Source organism: Microbispora sp. CA-135349 (assembly GCF_050947365.1).
In the GTDB taxonomy this organism is placed as follows: Bacteria; Actinomycetota; Actinomycetes; order Streptosporangiales; family Streptosporangiaceae; genus Microbispora.
Map to the genome: position 1 here is coordinate 7,884,560 of NZ_CP192001.1, position 16,984 is coordinate 7,901,543.

Sequence of the window (16,984 nt, forward strand, 5' to 3'; positions counted from 1 at the left end):
ATGTCCCTCGCACTGACCCACGCCAAATACCAGTTTCTGGAAGGCGTCAGGATGCCCATCGCGGTCATCGGCGCCGCGTTCTTCCCCGCCGCCGCGATGATCTTCTTCGTGGTGCCGTTCACGGCCGACGACCCCATCGCCTCCACGTACGCGACCGCCAGCATGATCACCTTCGCGCTCATGACGACGTGCCTGTTCCAGTTCGGCGCGGGGATCGCCGACGACCGGGCTCAGGCGTGGGACCCCTTCACCCGCACACTGCCCGCCGGGCCGCTTCCGCGCTTCGCCGGGCGCATCCTCTGCGGGCTCGCCTTCATGGTCATCTCGATGATTCCCCTGTTGGTGATCGCCGCGGCCGCCACCGAGGCGCACATCACCCCGCTGCGTTTCGTCGCGAGTGCGGGTGCGGTCGCCGTCGTCGCGGTCGTCTTCACGCTCATGGGGCTGGCTATCGGCTACCTGCTGCCGTTCAAGGCGGCCCTCGCCGTCGCCCAGTTGCTGTTCTTCCCGCTCGCGTTCGGCGGCGGCTTGCTCGCCGCCCCCGGGCAGTCTCCCGGGTTCGTCGAAGCGATCGCACCGTACCTGCCGAGTCGCGGAGCGGTCGAGCTGATGTGGGCGGCCGTCGGCGACTTCCGAGTGAACTGGCTGTCGGTCGGAGCCCTCGGTGGCTGGCTCGCTCTTCTCGCCGTCGTCGCCGCCTGGGCCTACCGCCGCGACCAGGGCCGCCGTTTCCGGTGATGACCTCCCGGGGCGTACACGCCGAGACACTTGCCAACGGCTTGCTCGTCGTGGTCGGTGAGGACCGGAGGATTCCCGTCGTGAGCGTCCACCTGGCCGTCCCCGCAGGGGCCCGCGACGACCTGTCCGGACGCACGGGCCTCGCCCACCTCGTGGAACACCTGATGTTCACCGGCCCGGCGCGCTCCTACGCCGCGGACGTGCAGGGTTCGGGCGGCCGATTCACCGCCACCACGTCGTTCCAGCGAACGTCGTTCGGGCAGACGGTGCCGGCCGGCGAACTCGGCACCGCACTGGCTCGCGAAGCCGCCCGTCTCACCCATGTGCCGAGCGGCGTCTCTGCTGAGGATGTGGTGGTGCAGCGATCGGTCGTGACGAACGAACGGCGCCAGCGGTACGGGTCCCGGCCGTACGGCACAGCCCTGGCCCGCCTGTTCGGGCTCGCCTACCTCCCCGGCGACCCCGCAGGGCAACTTCCTCTGGGCCTGCCCGACGACGTGGCCGGGCTTACCGAAACCGACTGCCGCGAGTTTCTCGCCCGGCACTACCGGCCGTCCGGGATGGTCCTCGTGATCGCCGGGGACACGGACCATGAGACCGCGCTGGACGTCGCGGCGCGTCACTTCGGCTTGGCGCCGCGAACGTCCGCCGCGAGCACGCTGCCCTTCGCGGAGTCCGACGTCACCGGAGCGCGCGGTGAGTGGCGCGAGCATGTCCCCGCCGAGGGTCTGTTCGCGATGGTCCGTCTCCCGCCGGAAAGCGATTCCCGTTTCCCTGCCGCCCGGGCGGCCGTGCGGATCGTGGAAGCACGCCTGCCCGAACGGCTTGTCACGCAGGTTCGCTTCCGGGTGCTTCGGTTGGGCAGGGGCAGCACCATGGCCACGTTCCGGGCCATCGCCGCTCCCGGCGTCCGGGCCGCCTCGGTCGAGGAGCACCTACGACGAGTGATCGAGGACCTGGCTGCGGCGCCGCCGTCCGCCTCCGAACTCGCCCGCGCCCAGGCGTGGGAGGAACGCGACCGGCTCGACCGGACGGCGACCCTCGCGGGCTGGGCCGACGAGATGTCGCGGGTCGCCATGTTCCACGGTGGCCGGGCCCCGGCGTCCGACCCGGTGGAGCCGGAGAAGGTGTCGGCGTCGGAATGGCTGCGCGACGGCATGTGGGCCGCCACCCTTCACTGCCTCCCCGGCGCGGCCGCATGAGGCCGGGCAATCTCGTCGTCGTTCCGGCGGGGCGACGAGGACCGGCGGCGGCCTGCCTGCTGCTGCATACGGGGGCGGCAGGGGAGAGGGCGGGACGGGAGGGGCTGGCACGGGTGACGGCCTCCGCGGTCCTGGACGGCGTCCGCCCGCAGCTCGCCGACCTTGGGGCCACGGTGACGGCCACGTCGAGCCTGAGCTCGATGCGATTCGCCTTCACGGCCTCGGCAGCGGTCCTGCCCCGGGCGCTCGCCCTCGTCGGCGACGCGATCGCCGGCACACGCGTCAGTGATCCGGCTGTGGCCCGGGCGGTCGAGCGTCGCCGTACCGAGATCGCCCTGGAGGACGCGGTCCCCCGCCGGCGGGCCCTCACGCTGCTCAACGCGACGCTCTTTCACCCATCCGAGCGGCACAGTCGCCCGATCGGCGGGACCGTCACGACCATGTCCGCGATCACGCCACGGTCGGTCCGCTCCTTCGTGGCGCAGGCACGCCAGGGCCCGATCACACTGGTGACGTCCGTGGACTCCGCCGCCATGGACGGGTTGCTCTCCGCCGCATCCGGACGGCCGGCCGAGGCCCCCGCTCCCCGCCTGGGGCTCCACCTCGGCCCCCACGTGGCGGACAATCCGGCGAGCACGCAGGTCACGTACGCCCTCGCGCTGCTCCTTCCCGGACGCCGCCATTCCGACTGGTCCGCGCTGACCGTGCTCGCGCACGTGCTCGGCGGCGGCCTGGCCTCCCGGCTGAACGTGGCGCTGCGGGACCGGCGCGGCGCCGCCTACGGATTGACAGCCGCCTGCTTGCCGATCCGGGGCGCAGGAATCCTGCTCATCGAGGGTTCGGTCGCCCCCGGGCGAGCCCGGGAGGCTCTCGACGAGATCGTCGAGATCCTCACCGATCTGCATCGATACGGGCCGACGCCCGCCGAGCTGGCGACCGCGGTTCGATATCTGGCCGGCGGCGCCCCCATCCGCCTCGAGACCGCGGAGCAGGTCGTCGCGGAGACGGCTTCCTTGGTGGCGGAAGGTCTCCCGCCCGCACTGCTGTGGAGCGAACCGGAAGCGCTCACCGCGCTCGACATGGCGACGGTGACGCGAACGGCCGGTCGCCACCTGTCACCCCACGGTCTCCACCTGGGCGCCGTCGTCCCCACCGGCCTCACAGACGTAGCGTTTCGCCTCGCGGGCGACCGCTGACACGATGCGTCCGGGTGCGTGATCCCTCGGCGGGGCGGATCGCCGCCTAGGGCGCCGGCCTCGTCTCTCACGCCGTGATGTCGCGTACGACGTCGGGTCTGTTGGTGATGACGCCGTCCACATTCGCGGCGATCAGGCGGCGTACGGCGGCGGGATCGTCCACGGTCCAGGCGAGGACCTTCATCCGCAGCCGGTGGACGCGCCGGACGTACTCCGCCGTGACGTCGGCGTACGGCGGGTTGATCTGGTCGGCGAACCGGGCCAGGCCGGGCAGCTCCGCGACCCGGGGCGTGCCGAGCAGGCCGATCGGCACCCGGGGCATGAGGCCGTGGAAACGGCGCATCGAGTTCCAGTCGAACGACTGGACGACGATTCTGCCGCGCCAGACGGGGTCGCGCCCGATCTCCCCGGCCACGCGGGCCTCGATGCCGGGATAGAGCCGGGGCTCCTTGATCTCCAGCAGCAGGCCGAGCCCGCTGTCGCGCATCGCGCGCAGCGCCTCGCCGAGCGTGGGCACCGCCTCCCCGGCGTACTTCCGGGAGAACCCCGCGTTTCGAGAGAACCAGGAGCCGGCGTCCAGCCTGCGGATCTCGGCCAGCGTCAGGTCGCCGACCCGCCACGGCGCCCGGCCGGGGAAGACCTCCTCCACGTCGGTCGTACGGCCGAGCGTCGTGTCGTGCATCAGGACCAGGTGGTGGTCCCTGGTCTCCTGGACGTCGAGCTCGAACATGTCCGCGCCCCGGTCGCGGGCCAGTTCGAAGGCCGCGACGGTGTTCTCCGGCGCGTACGCGGACGCGCCGCGATGGGCCACGACCAGGGGCGCCGACGCCGCCGTGGCGGGGACGACAGGGGTAAGGGTCGAGGTGAGGGCGATCAGGACGATCGCGGCGATGAGGCCGAGTCGCCGGCGCATGGTTCTCCTCGGAGTCGGGAGCGACTACGAGGAGACCTTGACCACGCACCATTACACGCAGTTGATGTTTCGATGGCGGCGCGGTGCCGGCTCGGTGAGCATCGCCCCGTCTCCGGGCGTCCCGCCCGAATCGGTCAGACGCGGACGGCGGTGACCACCACCGTGACGTAGGACATCGTGAAGCCGCCTCCCATCGCGTCGATCGCGGCCCCGGCGCCTGCCAGCACCTCCGCGAGCCTGTCCGGCGGAAGACGCGTGAGAACGCCGGACGTGGGCATCTGGTCCAGCCACTCGTCGCGGGTGTAGAACCGCCGCCAGTCGTACCGCCACTCCTCGGGGTCGCCGAACGCGCCCGCGTCCCTGATCCCGTCGGCGGCTTTGTCGAACAGCGGCCGGTAGCCGTCGAGGGCCGACCCCGCGGGCCGGTCCTGCGACGGGAAGCCGGGCATCACCCGCCGGTAGACCGCGGCGTGGGCCTCCGCCATGGCGGGCGGAGGCTCGAACACGTGCCAGAACAGCGCCACCCGGCCGCCGGGGCGCAACACCTCGGCCGCCTTGGCCGCGCCGGCGACCGGATCGACCCAGTGCCAGGCCGTCCCCGCGACGACCGCGTCGAACGTGCGACCGGCGGGGTCCCATGCCTCGAAGGTCGCCACCTCGACCTCGAGTCCCCGGCGGCGCGCGAAATCGGCCATCCGCCCGTCGGGTTCGACGCCGAGCACCGTGCAGCCCGCCGCCTGGAACTGCCGGGCTGCGATGCCGGTGCCACAGCCGACGTCGAGGACGTCCGGCCCGGGACTGGCGGCCACGATGCGCTCCACCATCGCATCGGGGTAGGCGGGCCGAGTGCGGTCGTAACGCTCGGCGTCCACGCCGAACGACTCCGCCATGCCTCTGGCCTTGTGCGGTTCGTTGTCGGAAGCTTGAGTGGGCATGCGCCCACTATGAGTGGGCAAGTGCCCACTCGTCAAACCGGATAAAGTCGACCACGGACAAGGAGGGGATGGAACGGTGCCGACGGGGGTTGCCCTCCGCGACGCGCGGCAGCAGTTGTTCGAGGCCGCCGAGCGCGTCCTGCTCAGGGACGGGCCGAGCGCGCTGACGAGCCGGGCGGTCACCACCGAGGCGGGCTGCGCCAAGGGCGTGTTGCACCGGCACTTCGCCGACTTCGACGCCTTCCTCGCCGAGCTCGTGCTCGACGGCATCGCCAGGGTCGACGCCCAGGCGGCCGCCCTCCGCCGGTCCGCCGGGACCGGCACCGTCGCCGGTAACCTCACCGGTGTGCTGACGGACCTGTTCGGGTCGGTCGCCGTGGCGGTCGTCGGTCTGATCATCTCCCGGGACGGGCTGCGCGCCCGGCTGCGCGAGGCCAGGCCGGGCCATGGGCTCCCGCTCCTGACCGAGGCGGCGGCCATGCTCGCCGCCTACCTCGGGACGGAGCGCGATCTGGGCCGCATCGCGCCGGACGCCGACGTCGACACGCTCGCTCCCACGCTGCTCGGAGCCTCACACCTGCTGTTCGCCGACCGGGACGGCGGCCCGCCGCAGGCCGACGCCGTCCACAGGATGGTGACCACCGTCATCTCCGGCGTCGTACGGGACACGGACGGCGATCAGCCGAAGTAATCACATGAGCGCCGAAAGCGGGGCGGGTAACGTGATCAGATGTGACGAGGCTGGCGCTCTTCGATCTGGACAACACGCTGATCGACCGTGACGGGGCCTTCCGCAGGTGGGTCGAGGAGTTCGCGGACGATCACGGCCTCGGCGCCGAGGCGGTCGAGCGGCTGGTCGCCCTCGACGGGCACGGCTACCTGCCGCGCGAGACGCTCTTCGCGCGGGCCAAGGAAGATTTCGGCATCGACGGCGACGTCGATGACCTGCGGGCCGCCTACGGGCGCCGGATGTCGGACCTCGCCCACTGCCCACAGGAGGTGCGCGACGGCCTGATTCGCCTGCGTACGACGGGCTGGCGGGTGGCGATCGTCACGAACGGACAGGCGGACCATCAGCTCGACAAGATTCGGCGGACCGGCCTCGACGAGGTCGTGCACGCGTGGGCCGTCTCGGGAGCCGAGGGCGTACGCAAGCCCGACCGAGGGCTGTTCGAGATCGCCGCGAGCCGCGCGGGCGCGAGCCTCGACGCGGGCGGATGGATGATCGGTGACCATCCGGTGAGGGACGTGGCGGGAGGACGGGCCATCGGGCTCGCCACGATCTGGATCGACCAAGGCGCCTGGGCGGGCCAGGAGCCCGCATCGGACCACACCGTCGCCGACGTGACCGAGGCGATCGGCATCCTGCTGTCCGAGGAGGACGGGCGGTAGCGGGGTGGACGACCACCGCCTGATGCTCCGCCGCACGTGCAGCCAGGACGCCGCCCGCTACGACCGGATGCGGCTCGGCGGCGGATCGGCGCCCGATCCCCCGGAGAGGGTACGGATCACCTTCCCGACCATGCTGTTCGCCGGAACATAGCCGAAATGGCGGGAGTCCAGGCTTTCATCGGGGTTGTCGCCGAGGAGGACCAGGCACCCCGCCGGGACCACGGTCTCCCCCGCCCGCCGGGGCACCGAGTCGGGGACCGGATCCCCGGGGACGGCGGCGACCCGCTTGACGATCCGGCTGACGGTGTCCTCGGCGCCCGGGGGCCACGCGGACCGGCCGCTCATGTCGGCCAGGCGGAGCCGCGGTTCGTGGTGCTCCTCCCAGGCGATCTCCCCCGGCTGCCGGGCGATCTTCCCCGGTGGGAGCGTCGGTCCGTCCTCCGAGACGACCGCGATGTCGGCCACCACGATGTCCCCCGGGCGCACCCGGTCGCCGGGCAGGCGCCGTACCAGCACCTTGTCGCCGGGCCGGTAGGTGGGGTGCATGCTGGTGCCCAGGACGTCCGCCGCCAGCAGGCTCCTGCGCGCCCAGACCATCGCGGCGGCGACGGCCGCGAGCGGCACGAGGACCAGGAGGAGCGGACCGGTCACCGCGGGGCCCGCTCGGGAACCGTGTCCAGGTAACCCTCGGCCTGCATGGAGAACAGGCCCGCGTAGACGCCGCTCAACGCCATCAGCTCCTCGTGGGTGCCTCGCTCGGCCACGACCCCCTCGTCGAGCACGACCAGCACGTCGGCGTCGCGCACCGTGTTGAGCCGGTGCGAGATGAGCACGTTGGTACGGCCCGTCCGGAACTGCCGCAGCTTGTGATGGATCTCGTACTCGGCCTCGGCGTCCAGACCGGAGCTGGGCTCGTCCAGGATCATCAGGTCTCGTCCGGACCGCAGGTGCGCGCGGGCCAGCGCAAGGCGTTGCCACTGACCTCCGGACAGGACCACGCCGGCATCGTCGTCGGCACCCTCGATGTCGTCTCCCTGGAAGAACAGCCGGGACAGGAGGGTGTCGTAGGAGCGGGGCAGCCGCTCGACGAACGTGTGCGCCCCGGCCCGCTCGGCGGCGGCGGCGATGCGGTCGCGGTCGGTCACGTACGCCAGGTCGCCCAGGCCGATGTTCTCCGCGGCGGTCAGGTCGTACTCCATGTAGTCCTGGAAGACCGCGCCGATGCGGGCGCGCAGCTCGGCCGGGTCCAGTTCGCGCAGGTCCACGCCGTTCCACAGCACGGCGCCGCGCTCGGGATCGTACATCCGGCACAGCAGCTTGATCAGAGTGCTCTTGCCGGCGCCGTTGCGGCCGATCAGCCCCACGGTCCGTCCGTTCGGGATGGTGAGGTTCAGGCCGCGCAGCACCCACGGGTGGTCGGGGGAGTAGCGGAACCACACGTCCTTGAAGACGATGCCGTGCTCCAGCGGGGTGATGGCCGTGGGTGGGGAGGCGACGGGCAGGTCGGGCCCGGCGGCGACGACCCGGAGGTAGTGGTCGAACAGGATCAACTGCTGGTGGAAACCGGCGATGGTGTGCACCAGCGACGTGGCCGCGCTCTGCACGCCGCCGACCGAGGCCACCAGCAGGGAGATGTCACCGATGCTGATGTCGCCGCCGGCTGCGGCCAGCACCGCCCAGAACAGCGTCCCGCCCGCCACCGCGGTGCCGAGCAGGCCGATCAGCGCCTGGGCGCTGATCTGGCGCCGGTCCATCTGCCGGTTCTCGACGTTGGACCTGCGCCGCTGGGTCGTCATGCGCTCGCGCAGGTAGGCGCCGATGCCGAACAGCCGGATCTCCTTGGCGGCCTGGGTGCTGGTGAGCAGGTCGCGGAAGAACATCTCCCGGCGTTCGATCGGGCTCAACCGCCACGACAGGTTCGCCCGGCTGCGGGCCAGCCACATCTCGGTGGCCAGCACCGGGACGGCCGAGGCCAGGATCACCACCGGCATCCAGGGGGAGATGACCAGCAGCGAGCCGAGGAAGCCCAGGCCGGTGACGACGGAGCCGACCGTCGACAGGATGGCCGAGACCAGTACGCCCGGGGTGCTGCCGCCGTGCTGCATGGCCATCTGGATCCGGTTGAGGAAGACCGGGTCCTCGAACCTGGCCATCCCCACGAACCGCTCGGTCGCCGTGAACAGGCGTTCCTGGGCCAGGAGTCCGACGCGGCGTTCGGTCTCGCGGGAGGCGTACTGCGTGAGATTCGGGATCAGACCGGTCACCAGGCCGGCGGCGGCGAGTCCGGCGGCTTTGCCGAGCACCGCGCCGGGCTCGGCTCCGGCGATGATGTCGTCCAGCACCAGTTTGGTCAGCCACGCCGTCACCACCGGCATCGGCGCGGTCAGCAGGGTGAGCGCGACGAACACCGCGGTGAACCACGGGCTGGCGCGCCAACTCAGCCGGAGCGCTTCAACGATCCCGCGCATCGATCAGACCTTTTCCAGGGCGATCGCCACGTCCTGAATCAGCGTGCCCGAGGCGCGCACCACACCGCCGGGCTCGATGATCCCCAGCGCCGGGTACGCCTTGGTCCCCAGCGACGTGCAGAGCGGACCGCCGTAGGTGTCCTCCACCACCACGGTGGCGACCGGCTTCAGCAGCTCGGCCTTCTCCTCGGTGCCTTGGGCGCCGATCACCAGGGCCAGGACCCGCTCCCGCCCTCCCGGGAAGGCCGCGGCGAACTGGAGGAACTCGGGGAACCGCTCCTCACACGCGGAGCAGCCGATCGAGAACGCCCCCACCAGCGTGGAGGTCTCGTCGAAGAACGTCTCATCGACCGGCGCGCCGTCCACAGTCGTGGTGCTGAACGCGCTCGTCCGCTCCCCCGCCACCCGCATCACCGGCGGGAGGTGATTTCCCGGCATGAACCCGGAGGGGTTCGCCAACAGCTCGTTCTGGGTCCGCAGCCGCCGGGCCATGCCCAGGGTGAGGACGGTGTTGAGGACGCACAGCACGCCGACGACGGCGACGAGCACCGCCACGATGGTCAACACGACAACCCCCTAAGTTCAACGGTCATGTCGCCGCTCTCGGCGACGTATCAGGCAAACGGCTGGAACAGTTCGGCGATGTCCTCGGTGAGCAGCACCAGGCCGGCTCCCAGCAGGCCGGCGACCGTCGCCGTGAAGACACCGATCGGCTCCAGGGTCAGCGAGGTGGTGCTGAAGGCGAGTACCGCCCCTGTCGACGAGGCGGCCAGCAGCACGCCGTTTCGGATGAGCTGAGCCGGTCCCACCGGCGTGGACGAGGTGCCGAAGCAGTTGCAGGCCACCCGCCGCCGAGAGCGCACCGCCATCGTGATGGCGGCCGTGAACGCGGCCAGCAACGCCATCGCGATCACGAACCCGACGCCGACCGTGGCCGGAACGGCGAGCAGGAGGGCCGCGGTGAGCTCACCGGCGATGACCGCGGGCGGCACGAGTGCCCGCGGGATCAGCGGCACCTTGGGCGTCAGTTCCCCGGCGGCGATGCGGAAGGAGGTGTACGCGCTGCGACCGCGCACCTTGCTCACCGCCGACGCCACGAAGACCGCGCCGATCAGAAGGCGGCAGCAGACCAGGACATACTCCATGAAAACCCCTAATCCCGATAAGGGCGCGACTTTCCCCGTTCACGGCCCCCTGTTTCCTCCCGCGTGCCCGGGAGCGGTCACACGGCCGATCCGGGCGAGGCGGGCCGGTCGTCAGAAGACCCGACTCGGCACCCCGGGGTCCGCGCCCGCACAGCGCCTGCACACCCGGGCTCCCGGCCGCCGGTCGACGGACGACCGAGCGGTTCCGACCATCGATTGGCCTTCTTTTCCTCGGCCCTCCTCAGCAGAGGGGGTCGAACGCTGTGACACGGTCAACCTAGAGACCTTGCGCATGGAAACGGCATGGCCGGAGACCATGACCGATCGCATAGGGGACAGTCACCACCCGTGTCCGGCGGCCGGCGCCCGAAACGCCGGGAACCCGAACCCCGCCCCCTGATCACGGAGATCGACGGAATGCGCGGGAAACGAGGAGGGCGCCGTGACTGTTCCAACGGCCACGGCGCCCTCCGCGCGTGGAAGGCTCCCGAACCCGGTCAGCCCCGGACCGTCAGGTCATCCGGCCGGCTCCGCAGCCGATCAGTACGGCGCGCACCCGGAGGGAACCGGCCCCGGACGAAATCGACGGGGCGGACCCGATCAGGGGCAGGTGTTGTACGGTCCAGGCACGCACGGGCACGGGTACCAGGGAGTGAAGTCTCCGTACTGGCCGTATCCACCGCAGATCGACGTGCCACACGGCAGGGTCTGCAGCACGGTCACCGTACTGCCGCACCTCTTGATCTGCTTCAGGCCGGTGGTGGGGTAGGGGTTGCCGGGGCAGGTGTACAGCTCCCAGGCCACGCTGCACGGTGCCGCCTCAGCCCGGGTCGCGGGGACCAGGCGCTCCAGCAGTCGGTCGGCGAGCGACCGAACAGTTCCAATCATCAATTGGCCTTCTCTCTTCCGGCGGCCCCCTATCGGGAGCCGAATCGCTGTGATACGGCCAATTTAGGAATCATGCGCATGGAAACGGCATGGTTGGAGAACATGACCGTCGAGGGTCGATCGATCGCCCACCGTGCCCGAAAATTGAAAGAAAACCCCTACCCGCTCGCCATTCCTGAGTCGGAATTGGCCCGAGTGCAGCGGCGCGGGTGGGATGCCCCGATTTCCCATAATGCGAAAGCCCGGACTCCCACGGAAGTCGTGGTCGTGCTCTACATCCTCGTGCTCACCGGCACGAAGATCGAGCTCGGCATCGGCCCGGCCGGCTGACCCCCGCACAGCGTCACGGCGGCCGCTCTCCACTCTCGGAGGGCGGCCGACGTCGCCTGCCACCTCACCCGGTTCGCCCTGACGGAAAGGCCCGGCTGACCGGTCAGCCCGGCAGCGGCGCGATGACGCCGTCGAAGTCGCACAGCACCGCGTCGTACGGCCGGGAGATCGTCACCGCCCATGCATACCACGGGTGGCCGCTCTCTCTAATGGTTGGCATCATCGGCGGATGACGGTCAGACGGCTGCCTCTCGTCGTCCTGCGCACAGTCCTGCGCACGGTGTCGCGCACAGTCCTGCGCACAGTCCTGCGCACGGTCTCGCGCACGGTCCTGGGCGTGGTGCTGTGCGGGGTCCTGTGCGCGGCGCTGTCGGCCTGCGGCCACGTCCTCGCCGGAGCGGGGAGCGAGGGCGAGGACATGCTGGGCGCGGCGGACCTGTACGGCGCGCGGCCCTCCGAGGTGTCCGGCGCGCATCCGCCGCTCGCGCCCGCGCCGTGCGCTGCCGAACCGTTCCGCAGCGACACCGCCCGCCTGGACACGCGGGCGATCACGGCGAACGTGGCTCCCGGGGGTGGCGACCGCCGCTTCCAGGTTTACGAGTACGTGGCCGACTACCGCCCCGGCGGCGCGCAGGCGTACCTCGACGAGCTGGGCGAGCGGCTCGGACGCTGCCAGGACGAGACGGATCACTACTCGCTCGTCGCCAGGGACGTCGGCGTGCCCGGGACGATGCTGATCCAGCACGACTACCGGGAGGACGGCGCCGAGAAGACGGGCGTCTACCTCGTCGGCAGGGCCGGCGACCGCCTCGTGTCGGTCCTGGAGAGCACGGCCGGGGACGCCACTCTCGTGAACGAGTTCGGCGTCCGGGCGCTGCGCCGCGCGGGCGCGACGGGAGAGGCCACGCCCTCGGCCGTGACACACGAGGACACCTCCCGGTGGGTCACCTATGCCGTGTCCGCGGTCACGGAGGTCCGCATCTCCCCCGACGGCAGGGTCCTGACACTCGACGCCCGGGTGCCCGACGGTCCCGACGGCTGCCTGCGCGGGCCGACCGGCAGGCTCGACGGATTCGAGCCGAAGCTGGTCCGCGTCGACATCCGCTTCGAGTCCCGGCTCCTGATGGCCGGGAACGGCTGCCCCGGCGAGCGTACGGTGCCGGTGGAGGTGCGGCTGCCGAAGCCGCTGGGCAAGCGCGACGTGGTCGTCAACCTCGACCAGCTCTACACTTCGGACCGGCCGGGCCTGCTGCGCCGCTGCGGCGAACTCGGCTGCCACCCGGCGCCGACCGGCTGCACCCCCGACTCCTATTACCAGGCCGCCAGGGACGCGGACGCACCGCGGCACAGCTATCACCAGGAGCGGGGATGCGACGGGAAGTGGCTCGTCATGGACATCTCGATCAACAGTGGACCGGTCTGTGAGAGGCCGGGTGAGTGCGCGGGCGCGTCCGGGGCGACCCGGTTCTTCTACCGCGCGACGCCCTCCGGCTGGAGAGTGATCATGACGACGACCAAGCCCGGCTGCGACGACGTGCTCGCCGCGGAGCCGCGCTTCCCTCGCGAGCTCTGCGCGACGCTCACCGCGCCCTGACCCTCGGCCGCCCCGGCCGCCCCGGCCGCCGGGAGACGGCGTCAGCGCAGCATGTCGAGGGCACGAGCCGTGCCGAGGGAGTCGTCGGCCGCCGTGTGCCGGGGCTCGGCCTCTCCGCGCAGCACCTCGTGGATGTGCCGGATGCCCCAGGAGAACGCCGTCCCCTCGCCCGGCTCGTGCCGGGCGACCAGGCGTCCCTCACGCCACACTTCGAGCACGTCCTGCGCCTTCGGGTGGAACGGGTTGGTCAGGCGGATCTCCCCGCCGGTGCCGACCAGGCGGGTGTACGTCGTGAACGGCAGGTCGAAGCTGCAGCTCAGCAGCAGGCGGCCGGTGGCGAACTCCAGAACCCCGGCGGTCTCGATGTCCACCCCCGCCTCGCCCTTGACCGCGACGGCGTGACCGGCGACGGCGTCGCCGCCGAACAGAAGATGCGAGAGCCGTACGGGGTAGCAGCCCACGTCGTAGAGCGCGCCGCCGCCGAGGGCCGCGTCGAGCCGGATGTTCTCGGCGCCCTGCAGCTGGAAGTGGAAGGACGACCAGATCTCCCGCAGTTCACCGATGGCGCCCTCCGCCAGCAGGCCGCGCAGCCGCGCCGTCTGCGGGTGGAACGGGAAGACGAACGCCTCCCAGAGCGGCCGGGCCGACCGGCGCGCCACCTCGACGACGTTCTCGGCCTCCGCGGCGGTGAGGCACAGCGGCTTCTCGCACAGGACCGCCTTGCCCGCCTCCAGGGCGGCGATCGTCCACTGCGCGTGCAGGGCGTTCGGCAGCGGAACGTAGACCGCGTCGATCGACGGGTCCTCGATAACGGCCTCGTAGCCGCACACGGCCCCGGCGACGCCGTTCCGCTCGGCGAACGCCTCGGCACGGGACAGGTCGCGGCCCGCCACCACGGCGGCGGTGCCCCCGCCGGCCTCGCGCAACGCGGGCAGGAACGAGCGGGCGGCGATGCCCGCCGTGCCGAGGATCCCCCACCGGACAGCCCCACTCATAGCGATCTCCTACTCCTGCGCCGCCATTGCCGACATTTCACCACTCGATGGGAAATATCTGCCGGGACCGTAGCACAGCGAGGCTGAGTGAACTTTTGCCACCAGAGCCCGGTATTGAGCAGCTTGTGGGGGTACGTGACCGCCGATCCCGACCGGACGCGATGCGAGCGGACGAGGGAGGCGCGTCGGCGTCTCCGAGGCGGGAGTCTCCTCGGAGGTTCTGATGAGCGAGGAAATACGGCGTTTCACCCATCTGCCAAGCGACCGGGCCCCCGGGCCCGACTATTCGGGGCCCGGCGTCGAAGCGGAGCTCACCGGGCAGATGCCCGAGGGCCGCCCCGAGGAGGGGGCCGGACGGCCTGAACGGCATGACCGGCGCGGTGGTGGCGGCTCCTACGACGATCTCTACACGGCCCGGGCCTCGTCCGCCCTCGGCAAGGTGGCGTCGGACGACGGCATGCTCGACGTCCGTATCAAAGCGCCGGGGGAACTCGGCGGCCCCGGCGGGGCCACCAACCCCGAACAACTGCTGGCGGCGGCGTACGCCTCCTGTTTCCACAACTCGCTCACGCTGGTCGCCGGCCGGCAGGGCGTGCGGACCGCCGACGCGACCGTGGACACGGCCGTCACGCTCCGCAAGCGGGGCACCGCCGACGACTACACGATCACCACGGACCTGACCGTACGTCTGCCGGGGGTCGAGCCGGAGGCGGCCCGCAGGCTGGTGGAGCAGGCCCACGGGGAGTGCCCCTACTCGCGGGCCTTCATGCAGGGCGCCGAGGTGCACGTCCACCTCGTGTGACCGGCGCCCGGCATCGGCTTGCCGAACCACCCCCGTGAGCCGGCGATTCCGCGTGATTCAAACGGCGGGACACCGGGTGAACAGGCACGTGCGACGTGAACGACGGCGGGAACCACGGCACGGCCGGGGGAATCGCGCGGCGCATCATTCAAGTCGTGGACTTTATCCGCTTTCCGGCGCGACCGGCCGCGGCGTTGGCGACATACTCAACGGTTCTCCCCGCGAAGCCGCCGGCGTCGCCGCGTCAGCGCCCACCCCAGCACAGCGGCCGAGACGATGCCGGGCCCGAGATGCACGAGAAGCACCGCGCCGAGACTGGGACCACCCCAATCGTTTCGGTACGTCGCCGGATCGGACATGTCGATGACGAACGGCTCGACGACGGCGCGGGCGATCAGGTAAACACCGAGAATGACACCGATGGCCGCAGGAATTCTCCACACTCTTTCACATGATCGACCGGCGGGCGGCGCCCGGAATCATTGAATGATCGCACCTGACGGATTATCAAAACCTGGGGCACAAAAGGGGACGTAGCGGGCGACTGGTGATCGGGTGATCGGGGGCGCACGCCCGCGCCGGTCGCGGGTCGCCCCCTGGCGGTTCTCCGTTGACACCGACGACCGGTGACTTACACTCTCACACGTGAACGATCGTTCAAACGTTGTGGATCTCGTGACGGCCGACTCCTGCGCGCTGCCCGTGGTGGACGCGAGCCGGGTGGAGACCGTCAGGAGGGCCATGCCGGCCCCGGAGACGGTCGAGGACCTGGCGCAGATCTTCGGGCTCCTGGCCGATCCCGGGCGGCTGCGGCTGATCGCGGCACTGCTGGAGGGCGGCGAGATGTGCGTATGCGATCTCGCGGCGGCGACCGGCCACAGCATGTCCGCCGCGTCCCACGCCCTGCGCCTGCTGCGCGTCCACAACGTGGTGAAGGTGCGACGGGCGGGAAGGATGGCCTATTACCGCCTCGCGGACTCACACGTGCGGCTGCTGTTCGACCTGGCGATCACGCACATCGGGCATGAGGATAAGGACCGGGACAATGGGTGAGACCGGCAAGGGGCGCGGACACCGCACCGGGACGGGTCACGGCCGTGAGCACGAACACGGGCGCGCGCATGGGCACGGGCACGGGCACGGGCATGGTCACGGGCACGCGGTCAGCGCCGAGGCCGACCGGCGTCTGCTGACCGGCGCGCTGGCGCTCATCCTCGGCTTCATGGCGGTCGAGGTCGTCATCGGTGTCATCGCGCACTCCCTGGCCCTGGTCTCCGACGCCGGGCACATGCTCACCGACGCCATCGCCATCGCCTTCGCGATCATCGCGGTGCGGATCGCCGCCCGCCCGCCGCAGGGCGGCTTCACCTACGGCCTCAAGCGGGCCGAGATCATCAGCGCCCAGATCAACGGCATCACGTTGCTGCTGCTCAGCGTCTACTTCGTCTACGAGGGCGTACGCCGGCTGATCGAGCCCCCCGCGGTCGAAGGCGCGTACGTCGTCGCCACCGGCATCGCGGGTATCGCGGTGAACCTGGCCGCGACCTGGCTGCTGAGCAGGGCCAACCGCGCCAGTCTCAACGTCGAGGGCGCCTTCCAGCACATCCTCAACGACCTGTTCGCCTTCATCGCCACCACCGTCGCCGGCGCGGTGATCTGGCTGACCGGCTGGGGCAGGGCCGACGCCCTGGCCGCGCTGGTCGTGGCCGCCCTGATGCTCAAGGCCGGATGGGAGCTGGTGCGCGAGTCCGGCCGCGTCTTCATGGAGGCCGCCCCCGCCGGGATGAACCCCGCCGAGATCGGCCGCAAGGCCGCCGCCCTGGAACACGTGGTGGAGGTGCACGACCTGCACATCTGGGAGGTCACCAGCGGCTACCCCGCCATGTCCGCGCACATCCTGGTCGCCCCGGGCGCGGACTGCCACGCCGTACGGCAGGCGGCGCAGCGGATGGTCCACGACGAGTACGGCATCGATCACACCACGCTGCAGGTCGACCACGCCCCACCGGAGCTTCTCGCGATAGGGGAACCGGCGGCCGAGACGGCCGAACCGCACTGCACCAAAGCGGCGGCCGAGCCGCACTGTGCCGACGCGGCGGCCGAGCCGCACTGCGCCACAACGGCGGCCGAGCCGCACTGTGCCGACGCGCACGGCCCCACGCACACCAACGGGCGGCGGCCCGCGGAGAGCACGGCCGAGGAACGACGGGCGGCCGGTTGCCCCGGCCGGCGCCACATCAGGTTTCCCAGCCCCCGGCGCCTCTCCGACCGCCGCTCCTGACGCCTGCCGCTCCCGACGCTCGCCGTTCCAACGCCTGCCGTTCCCGACGCCCGCCGCTCATGGCCGCTCGTCCTCGGCGCCGGCCTGCCCGTGCCCTCCGTTTGC

The 16,984-nt window shown here is 71.3% G+C and carries 19 protein-coding genes; 10 read left to right on the forward strand and 9 right to left on the reverse strand.

Annotated features, from left to right (window positions below):
• Genes ACQPZZ_RS36240 through ACQPZZ_RS36250 form a run of 3 tightly spaced genes read left to right on the forward strand, consistent with a single transcriptional unit; the run spans window position 1 to window position 3,136 of the window.
• Complete coding sequence (locus tag ACQPZZ_RS36240) at window positions 1-738, forward strand: ABC transporter permease (RefSeq protein ID WP_432926554.1); 738 nt, start codon at window positions 1-3, stop codon at window positions 736-738.
• Window positions 738-1,940 (forward strand): M16 family metallopeptidase, encoded by a 1,203-nt coding sequence (locus ACQPZZ_RS36245; protein ID WP_432926556.1) that lies wholly within the window; start codon window positions 738-740, stop codon window positions 1,938-1,940. Before ACQPZZ_RS36240 ends, ACQPZZ_RS36245 begins: the two co-directional genes overlap by 1 nt.
• Entirely contained in the window at window positions 1,937-3,136 is a 1,200-nt protein-coding gene (locus tag ACQPZZ_RS36250; protein ID WP_432926558.1) for a M16 family metallopeptidase, read from the forward strand. Before ACQPZZ_RS36245 ends, ACQPZZ_RS36250 begins: the two co-directional genes overlap by 4 nt.
• Window positions 3,137-3,203: 67 nt before the next feature.
• On the opposite strand, the gene ACQPZZ_RS36255 is transcribed toward ACQPZZ_RS36250, so the two are convergent.
• The gene (locus ACQPZZ_RS36255) at window positions 3,204-4,049 is read right to left on the reverse strand and encodes a glycerophosphodiester phosphodiesterase (RefSeq protein ID WP_432926561.1); all 846 of its coding nucleotides are present in this window, start codon (window positions 4,047-4,049) and stop codon (window positions 3,204-3,206) included.
• A gap of 134 nt (window positions 4,050-4,183) precedes the next feature.
• Window positions 4,184-4,984 carry a class I SAM-dependent methyltransferase gene (locus tag ACQPZZ_RS36260; protein WP_432926563.1) on the reverse strand — a complete coding sequence of 267 codons (801 nt, stop codon included), beginning with the start codon at window positions 4,982-4,984 and terminating at the stop codon, window positions 4,184-4,186.
• A gap of 76 nt (window positions 4,985-5,060) precedes the next feature.
• Here ACQPZZ_RS36260 and ACQPZZ_RS36265 point away from each other — a divergent pair, with 76 nt between their 5' ends.
• Both ACQPZZ_RS36265 and ACQPZZ_RS36270 read left to right on the forward strand, forming a co-directional pair.
• Entirely contained in the window at window positions 5,061-5,675 is a 615-nt protein-coding gene (locus tag ACQPZZ_RS36265; protein ID WP_432926565.1) for a TetR/AcrR family transcriptional regulator, read from the forward strand.
• A gap of 41 nt (window positions 5,676-5,716) precedes the next feature.
• On the forward strand, window positions 5,717-6,376 hold the full coding sequence (locus ACQPZZ_RS36270) for an HAD family hydrolase (protein WP_432926567.1): 660 nt from the start codon (window positions 5,717-5,719) through the stop codon (window positions 6,374-6,376).
• A gap of 57 nt (window positions 6,377-6,433) precedes the next feature.
• Here ACQPZZ_RS36270 and ACQPZZ_RS36275 read toward each other — a convergent pair whose 3' ends face one another.
• The 5 genes from ACQPZZ_RS36275 to ACQPZZ_RS36295 all read right to left on the reverse strand — a co-directional run bounded on the left by ACQPZZ_RS36275 (window position 6,434) and on the right by ACQPZZ_RS36295 (window position 10,877).
• Window positions 6,434-7,027: a S26 family signal peptidase gene (locus ACQPZZ_RS36275; protein ID WP_432926569.1), complete on the reverse strand. Its 594-nt coding sequence runs from the start codon at window positions 7,025-7,027 to the stop codon at window positions 6,434-6,436.
• Window positions 7,024-8,844 carry an ABC transporter ATP-binding protein gene (locus ACQPZZ_RS36280; RefSeq protein WP_432926571.1) on the reverse strand — a complete coding sequence of 607 codons (1,821 nt, stop codon included), beginning with the start codon at window positions 8,842-8,844 and terminating at the stop codon, window positions 7,024-7,026. Before ACQPZZ_RS36280 ends, ACQPZZ_RS36275 begins: the two co-directional genes overlap by 4 nt.
• A gap of 3 nt (window positions 8,845-8,847) precedes the next feature.
• Window positions 8,848-9,411 (reverse strand): hypothetical protein, encoded by a 564-nt coding sequence (locus ACQPZZ_RS36285; RefSeq protein WP_432926573.1) that lies wholly within the window; start codon window positions 9,409-9,411, stop codon window positions 8,848-8,850.
• 47 nt (window positions 9,412-9,458) lie between these two features.
• Window positions 9,459-9,989, reverse strand: coding sequence for a MauE/DoxX family redox-associated membrane protein (locus ACQPZZ_RS36290; protein ID WP_432926575.1), 531 nt, complete (start codon window positions 9,987-9,989; stop codon window positions 9,459-9,461).
• 600 nt (window positions 9,990-10,589) lie between these two features.
• A complete protein-coding gene (locus ACQPZZ_RS36295) occupies window positions 10,590-10,877 on the reverse strand; it encodes a hypothetical protein (RefSeq protein ID WP_432926577.1) in 288 nt (95 codons plus the stop codon).
• A 72-nt stretch (window positions 10,878-10,949) separates the two neighbouring features.
• On the opposite strand from ACQPZZ_RS36295, the gene ACQPZZ_RS36300 reads away from it, so the two are divergent.
• Window positions 10,950-11,207, forward strand: a complete 258-nt coding sequence (locus ACQPZZ_RS36300) for a hypothetical protein (RefSeq protein WP_432926580.1) — start codon at window positions 10,950-10,952, stop codon at window positions 11,205-11,207.
• 229 nt (window positions 11,208-11,436) lie between these two features.
• Window positions 11,437-12,801: a hypothetical protein gene (locus ACQPZZ_RS36305; protein WP_432926582.1), complete on the forward strand. Its 1,365-nt coding sequence runs from the start codon at window positions 11,437-11,439 to the stop codon at window positions 12,799-12,801.
• 41 nt (window positions 12,802-12,842) lie between these two features.
• Here ACQPZZ_RS36305 and ACQPZZ_RS36310 read toward each other — a convergent pair whose 3' ends face one another.
• Window positions 12,843-13,796 (reverse strand): Gfo/Idh/MocA family protein, encoded by a 954-nt coding sequence (locus ACQPZZ_RS36310; protein WP_432926584.1) that lies wholly within the window; start codon window positions 13,794-13,796, stop codon window positions 12,843-12,845.
• Window positions 13,797-14,019: 223 nt separating this feature from the next.
• On the opposite strand from ACQPZZ_RS36310, the gene ACQPZZ_RS36315 reads away from it, so the two are divergent.
• Window positions 14,020-14,598 carry an Ohr family peroxiredoxin gene (locus ACQPZZ_RS36315; RefSeq protein ID WP_363643601.1) on the forward strand — a complete coding sequence of 193 codons (579 nt, stop codon included), beginning with the start codon at window positions 14,020-14,022 and terminating at the stop codon, window positions 14,596-14,598.
• A 206-nt stretch (window positions 14,599-14,804) separates the two neighbouring features.
• On the opposite strand, the gene ACQPZZ_RS36320 is transcribed toward ACQPZZ_RS36315, so the two are convergent.
• A complete protein-coding gene (locus ACQPZZ_RS36320) occupies window positions 14,805-15,041 on the reverse strand; it encodes a hypothetical protein (protein WP_432926587.1) in 237 nt (78 codons plus the stop codon).
• Window positions 15,042-15,243: 202 nt separating this feature from the next.
• On the opposite strand from ACQPZZ_RS36320, the gene ACQPZZ_RS36325 reads away from it, so the two are divergent.
• Together ACQPZZ_RS36325 and ACQPZZ_RS36330 are read left to right on the forward strand one after the other, a co-directional pair.
• Window positions 15,244-15,651 carry an ArsR/SmtB family transcription factor gene (locus ACQPZZ_RS36325; RefSeq protein WP_363643597.1) on the forward strand — a complete coding sequence of 136 codons (408 nt, stop codon included), beginning with the start codon at window positions 15,244-15,246 and terminating at the stop codon, window positions 15,649-15,651.
• Window positions 15,644-16,879 (forward strand): cation diffusion facilitator family transporter, encoded by a 1,236-nt coding sequence (locus ACQPZZ_RS36330; RefSeq protein ID WP_432926589.1) that lies wholly within the window; start codon window positions 15,644-15,646, stop codon window positions 16,877-16,879. The genes ACQPZZ_RS36325 and ACQPZZ_RS36330 overlap by 8 nt, the downstream gene beginning before the upstream one ends.
• Window positions 16,880-16,984 lie beyond the last annotated feature (105 nt).

Excerpts from the sequence above, each read along its gene's own strand:
- ACQPZZ_RS36240 (WP_432926554.1), top strand. The coding sequence starts at position 1 with ATGTCCCTCGCACTGACCCACGCCAAATACCAGTTTCTGGAAGGCGTC.
- ACQPZZ_RS36245 (WP_432926556.1), top strand. The coding sequence starts at position 738 with ATGACCTCCCGGGGCGTACACGCCGAGACACTTGCCAACGGCTTGCTC.
- ACQPZZ_RS36250 (WP_432926558.1), top strand. The coding sequence starts at position 1,937 with ATGAGGCCGGGCAATCTCGTCGTCGTTCCGGCGGGGCGACGAGGACCG.
- ACQPZZ_RS36255 (WP_432926561.1), bottom strand. The coding sequence starts at position 4,049 with ATGCGCCGGCGACTCGGCCTCATCGCCGCGATCGTCCTGATCGCCCTC.
- ACQPZZ_RS36260 (WP_432926563.1), bottom strand. The coding sequence starts at position 4,984 with ATGCCCACTCAAGCTTCCGACAACGAACCGCACAAGGCCAGAGGCATG.
- ACQPZZ_RS36280 (WP_432926571.1), bottom strand. The coding sequence starts at position 8,844 with ATGCGCGGGATCGTTGAAGCGCTCCGGCTGAGTTGGCGCGCCAGCCCG.
- ACQPZZ_RS36290 (WP_432926575.1), bottom strand. The coding sequence starts at position 9,989 with ATGGAGTATGTCCTGGTCTGCTGCCGCCTTCTGATCGGCGCGGTCTTC.
- ACQPZZ_RS36295 (WP_432926577.1), bottom strand. The coding sequence starts at position 10,877 with ATGATTGGAACTGTTCGGTCGCTCGCCGACCGACTGCTGGAGCGCCTG.
- ACQPZZ_RS36300 (WP_432926580.1), top strand. The coding sequence starts at position 10,950 with ATGCGCATGGAAACGGCATGGTTGGAGAACATGACCGTCGAGGGTCGA.
- ACQPZZ_RS36305 (WP_432926582.1), top strand. The coding sequence starts at position 11,437 with ATGACGGTCAGACGGCTGCCTCTCGTCGTCCTGCGCACAGTCCTGCGC.
- ACQPZZ_RS36310 (WP_432926584.1), bottom strand. The coding sequence starts at position 13,796 with ATGAGTGGGGCTGTCCGGTGGGGGATCCTCGGCACGGCGGGCATCGCC.
- ACQPZZ_RS36315 (WP_363643601.1), top strand. The coding sequence starts at position 14,020 with ATGAGCGAGGAAATACGGCGTTTCACCCATCTGCCAAGCGACCGGGCC.
- ACQPZZ_RS36330 (WP_432926589.1), top strand. The coding sequence starts at position 15,644 with ATGGGTGAGACCGGCAAGGGGCGCGGACACCGCACCGGGACGGGTCAC.